Below are 4,799 nucleotides of genomic sequence, written 5' to 3'. Positions count from 1 at the left end.
CCTCGAGGGCGGGAGGGGCGAAGGGCGCGCGCCCTTCGCTGGCGTTTCAGGGGTCGGCTGAACCCGGGGTTCCCGCCACAAGGGCGGGAATGACGAACGCAAGGGTGAGCGCCGAGGCGGCTTCCCCCTACTTCCCGGATCCACCCGGGTCGCGTGCAGGAAGGTCATCAGCCAGTGGTCTCCGTCGCGGCGCAGGGTGGCGGATTCGAACCAGGTCATGGGGCGCATCGCCGTGGCGTCGCCGACCTGGCCGTGGTTTTCCCAGGCCGCCCAGGCGGTCTGGCAGTCGGCGTGGATGTCCATGGGGCCCAGGGTCCAGGCCAGCACCCGTCCGGCTGCGTGGGTCTTGGCGATCGCCGCCGCCAGCTCGGGCCCCGTCATCCGCTGGCCCTCATAGGCGTAGAAGTCGGGGGCGGTCAGCCGGGCGAAGGCCGCCGCGTCATCGGTCGCCAGGGCGGCGTAGATCGAGCGGATGGTCTGTTCGATCGCCGTCTTGTCAGGCGCGGGGCAGGCGGCGGCGACCGGCCGGCGGCCAGTAGCATGGCCAGGGCCAGAACCGATCCCGAGACGATGGCGCGCATGGGATCGGCTCCGAACCGGGATCAGGCGATGATGTCGGGCATCAGCTGGTCTTCCAGCCGGACGATCTCGTCCTTGAGAGCCAGCTTGCGGCGCTTGAGGCGGGCCACCTGCAGCATGTCGGGCATCGGGCGGGCCTCCAGGGCCGCGACGGCGGCGTCGAGGTCCTGGTGTTCCTCGCGCAGGGTCGCCAGTCGCCGTTCAAGGGCGATGTCGGTGTCTTCCGAAGGATCGTCATCGTTCATGGACGCTCCCCCAGGGCCGGCCCGTATCCCGTGATAGATAGCAAAGCCTGCCAGCCCGTAAAGGCGTTCACGACAGGGCGTCGGCGAGTTGTTGCAGGGCGGCGTCGCGCGGCGGGTCGCCGGTGGCCTGGGCGGCCTCGCGCAGGCCCTCCAGAAGGTCGCGCGGCGGGCCCGGTTCGCCGTCACCGCTTCCAGGCTTTCCATCAGCACCCGCTCGCCCGCCCAGCTCAACGGCCTTGGACCGAGTCGCGGAAGGCCTCGCGCGGCGCCTCGGCGATTCCGGCCATGTGTCTGTTTGAGCGTGCGGGCGCACCCGCGCAGGGGCGCGCCGATCTCGGCGTCCCAGCGGCGGACCAGGGCATAGGCCGACTTGCTGTCGGCCGTGGCGGCCCTCCGCCGCGCCCCAGGCGGCCCACAGCAGATAGGGCGGTTTCTGCCCGTGCCCGTCCTGCAGCGACAGGCAGGCGGCCCCACGGCGGGGCGCGCATAGACCTCCAGGCCCAGTCCCAAAATCGCATCGCCTGATCCCTCACGCCGTCTCGCCGATCGCCGGCACGTCTTCGCCCCACCGCTTGACCGGTCGCAGGACAGGCCAAACAGGTCCAGGCAGCGGCCCACCGACTGATCGACCATCTCGGCGATTGGACTTGGGCTTGGTATAGAAGGCCGGCAGGGGCGGGGCGATCACCGCGCCCATCTCGGCCAGCCGGGTCAGGGTGCGCAGGTGGCCCAGGTGCAGCGGCGTCTCGCGCACCATCAGCCCAGGGTGCGACGCTCCTTCAGGGCCACGTCGGCGGCGCGGGTCAGCAGGGATGAGGTCACGCCGGTGGCGATCTCGCTCATGGTCCGCACCGAGCAGGGGGCGATGATCATGCCCAGGGTCCGGTACGAGCCCGAGGCGATCGAGGCCCCGACATCGCCGATCCGGTGCACCACCTCGGCCGCTCATTGAGCTCGGAGGCCGTCAGTCCGGTCTCCTGCTGCAGGGTCAGGAAGGCCGACTTGGAGGCCACCAGGTGGCTCTCGACCCCCAGCTCGCGACAGGCGTCCAGGGTCCGCAGGCCATAGGCCGCCCCCGACGCGCCCGAGATTCCCACGATCAGTCGGGGCTTTTCGGGCGGGGTCTGGGGGTCGGTCATGATTAAAATTCGTCCGCAACGGGATTAAGATCGGCCACGTCAAGCGTCGCCGCGTGCAATCATATGTGATCTGACAGCGTCGCGCAGCGGGTGTTCACTCTGATCTCCAACAAGCAAGGAGCCGAGCGCCATGGCCATCGAATCCCGTATCCGCGAACTGGGGTCCCGTCACGAGAACCTCGATCGCACGATCCAGGAGGAGACCAAACGCCCCGTCAGCGACGCCACCCGGCTTCGAGAGCTCAAGCGACAAAAGCTCAGGCTGAAGGAAGAGATCGAAGGCCTGAGGGCGCGATTGCATTAGGCCCCACGACCTCAGCGCCTGAATAGACGAAAGGCCCATCCCGGCGACGGGGTGGGCCTTTTGCTTGGTCGCTGGGCGCGAGGATCAGTCCTCGTCGTCCTCGTCGTCTTCCACGTAGGTCGACTTGCCGAAAACGTCCTCGGCCTTGGGCTCGATGCGCGAGGCGCGGATCTCGGCCTCCTCGGCGTCGCGGTCGTCGATGGCGGCACCGGTTTCCGAGGCGGGGCGCAGGGTCGGGTCTTCCGGCAGGATGCCCTTCTTGAGGTCGTCCTTGGCCTTCTTCTCGGCGGCCTTCTTGACCAGGGCGTCCAGCTCCAGCTGGCCGATCAGGCCCAGGGTGACCGGATCGATCGGCTTGATGTTGGCGGCGTTCCAGTGGGCCCGGGTCCGCACCTGGTCGATCGTCGACTTGGTGGTGCCCAGCAGCTTGGAGATCTGGGCGTCGGTGACCTCGGGGTGGTGACGCAGGAACCAGGCGATGGCGTCCGGGCGGTCCTGGCGGCGCGACACCGGGGTGTAGCGCGGGGCCTTCTTCTGCGGCTTCAGCAGCTCGGCGTGACGGCTGACCTGGGCCTTCATGCGGTAGGCGTCGTTGGCCTGGGCCTTGTCGAGCTCTTCGCGGGTCAACTGGCCATTGCCGATCGGATCGGCGCCGCGGATGTCGCGGGCCACTTCGCCGTCGGCGATGCCGCACACTTCCAGCGGGTGCAGGCCGCAGAAATCGGCGATCTGCTCGAAGGTCAGTGAGGTGTTTTCCACGAGCCAGACGGCCGTCGCCTTGGGCATCAGGATGTCGGACATGGGGTGCTCCAGAAATGACGGCGCCCGACCTTGCGGCCGGGCGGGATGTTCAGCGTGGACCTATAATCCCGTTCGCTCGGAAAGGGAACGGGGGATGAAGAGGGCGGCGCGCGGGCGGGCTTGGGGTTTCAACGGGTCTTGAGCAGAAAGTCCCGCACGCGGTCGATGAACCAGGCGTCCTGATCGCGATGGATGTAGTGCCCGCCGGCGGGCGCCGTCAGGTGTCGCGATCCGGGGTAGCGCGCGGCCAGATCGTCCTGCGCCTTCGCCCAGACCGCCTCGAACGGGGTGACGCGTGAACCAACCGCGCGCGAGAGGATGAGAACCGGCTTGGCGGTCGGTCCGGTGATCGCTGCCACCTGCGCCAGGGTGTCGGGCAGGCCCGCGACCTCGGCCCGGGCGCCCTTGGGCAGGAAGCGCGCCATCGCCGGCGTGACCACGCAGCCGCCGAGCTTGGCCACCTCGCAGCGCCGGGTAAAATCGGCGGGTCTCGACTCTTCGAGGATCAGGCCCGCCACCGCGTCCGGATGCCGGGCCGCGAAATATTCGGCGTACAGCCCGCCCAACGAATGGCCCGCGATGACATAGGGACCCCTTACGCCGGAGGCCTCAAGCACCGCGACCAGCTCGTCGTCCACCGCCCGCGCGTCGCGGGGCGCGGTTGGCCCCTCACTGTCGCCATAGCCCGCGCGGTCATACAGAATGACCGTCGCGTTCTGGGATAGATCGGGCGCGACGGCCTTGAACGAGTCCATCCCGTCGCCCAGCCCCGAGAGCAGGACCAGAACGGGCGCGCCGTGGCCCAGGACTCGATAGGCCACTGTGCGCCCGTCGATTCGCGTTGTGCGGAGGTCCCTGGGCGCGGCGGCCGCGGCGTTCGCGCCCAGGGTGGCGATCATCAGCACCGTCGCGCCGAGGCGGGCCAGGCTATGGCCGCGGGGAAGGCGCGGGCCGCGCGCGCCGGAGGTCGCCGCCGCGCTCCTCATGACCGGCCCGCCGCGCTGCGGATCCTGAGCAGCCGCGCCGCCAGATAGGCGGCCGCCGCCACGTCGAAGGTCAGGCAGAACATCGGCCACCAGACTGGCGCGCCGGGATTGGGGATCAGGTGGGGGTGGACGAAATCCAGGACGCCATGTCCCAGCAGGGCCGCCACCACCAGCCATAGGCTGGACCGGAAGCCCGCGACGGACGCGGCCAGGAAGCCGCCCAGGATCATCGCCTCCACGGCCAGGACGTCGAGCGCGCCGCCCATGATCGCGAACAGCGCGTAATAGCTGGCGATCACCGCCAGAACGACCGGATAGAACGCCCTGTCGCGATCAAACCCGACGGCCGTGGCGAACACGCCCACGCCCAAGGCCAGCAGGGCCCCGACAAGATATTCCATCAGGATCTCCTTGGCGGCGACGCGGCGGTCACCCCAGCAATTTGTCCGCTGAACCTGTCAGCAGCACCAGGAAGCCGCCGGTCTCCCCGAGGATCAGGGCGTGGATGAACAGGCTGATGACCCGGCCATGGACCCGGCCGGAACCGAGGCGATGGGGGCGGCGCAGCTGATTGTCGGTGTCGCGCAGGATCCCGTGCACGGCGTAGGTCGCGACAGCGGCGGCGAAAAAGACCACCGGCAGGGCGACGGCGGCGAGGTTGACGCTCGGCGGCCATGCGCTGAGGCGCGCGAACTCGGCCAGCACCAGACAGGCGAAGGCGTACATCAGCGACGCGCGATGATGA

Annotated in this window: 7 protein-coding genes and 1 pseudogene; 1 reads left to right on the top strand and 7 read right to left on the bottom strand. The window is 69.3% G+C overall.

The genetic code is table 11. The annotated features are described in order from the left end of the window. The 3 genes and pseudogenes from CSW58_RS14215 to CSW58_RS13325 form a co-directional block, all read right to left on the bottom strand. On the bottom strand, nt 1–381 hold a 381-nt coding region (locus CSW58_RS14215), incomplete at its 3' end, for a hypothetical protein (protein ID WP_369825200.1). 221 nt (nt 382–602) lie between these two features. After that, entirely contained in the window at nt 603–824 is a 222-nt protein-coding gene (locus tag CSW58_RS13335; RefSeq protein ID WP_099447600.1) for a YdcH family protein, read from the bottom strand. A gap of 529 nt (nt 825–1,353) precedes the next feature. Further along, nucleotides 1,354–1,963 (bottom strand): annotated as a pseudogene (locus CSW58_RS13325) (UbiX family flavin prenyltransferase). Nucleotides 1,964–2,093: 130 nt separating this feature from the next. Here CSW58_RS13325 and CSW58_RS13320 point away from each other — a divergent pair. Beyond that, nucleotides 2,094–2,267, top strand: a complete 174-nt coding sequence (locus tag CSW58_RS13320; protein ID WP_099447599.1) for a YdcH family protein — start codon at nt 2,094–2,096, stop codon at nt 2,265–2,267. Between the two features lie 84 nt (nt 2,268–2,351). Here CSW58_RS13320 and CSW58_RS13315 read toward each other — a convergent pair whose 3' ends face one another. From CSW58_RS13315 to CSW58_RS14210, 4 genes are all read right to left on the bottom strand, one after another. After that, complete coding sequence (locus CSW58_RS13315) at nt 2,352–3,068, bottom strand: DUF1013 domain-containing protein (RefSeq protein WP_099447598.1); 717 nt, start codon at nt 3,066–3,068, stop codon at nt 2,352–2,354. A gap of 128 nt (nt 3,069–3,196) precedes the next feature. Then, nucleotides 3,197–3,967 carry an alpha/beta fold hydrolase gene (locus CSW58_RS13310; RefSeq protein ID WP_161494628.1) on the bottom strand — a complete coding sequence of 257 codons (771 nt, stop codon included), beginning with the start codon at nt 3,965–3,967 and terminating at the stop codon, nt 3,197–3,199. A gap of 83 nt (nt 3,968–4,050) precedes the next feature. Then, nucleotides 4,051–4,455, bottom strand: coding sequence for a hypothetical protein (locus tag CSW58_RS13305; protein WP_099447596.1), 405 nt, complete (start codon nt 4,453–4,455; stop codon nt 4,051–4,053). Nucleotides 4,456–4,483: 28 nt separating this feature from the next. Next, the coding region (locus tag CSW58_RS14210) for a hypothetical protein (RefSeq protein WP_099447595.1) at nt 4,484–4,799 on the bottom strand (316 nt) is incomplete at its 5' end.

This window comes from Caulobacter sp. B11, assembly GCF_002737765.1.
Taxonomy (GTDB): Bacteria; Pseudomonadota; Alphaproteobacteria; order Caulobacterales; family Caulobacteraceae; genus Caulobacter.
The sequence above is the reverse complement of the archived record's forward strand: the minus strand, read 5'-3'. Positions and strand labels throughout refer to the sequence as shown.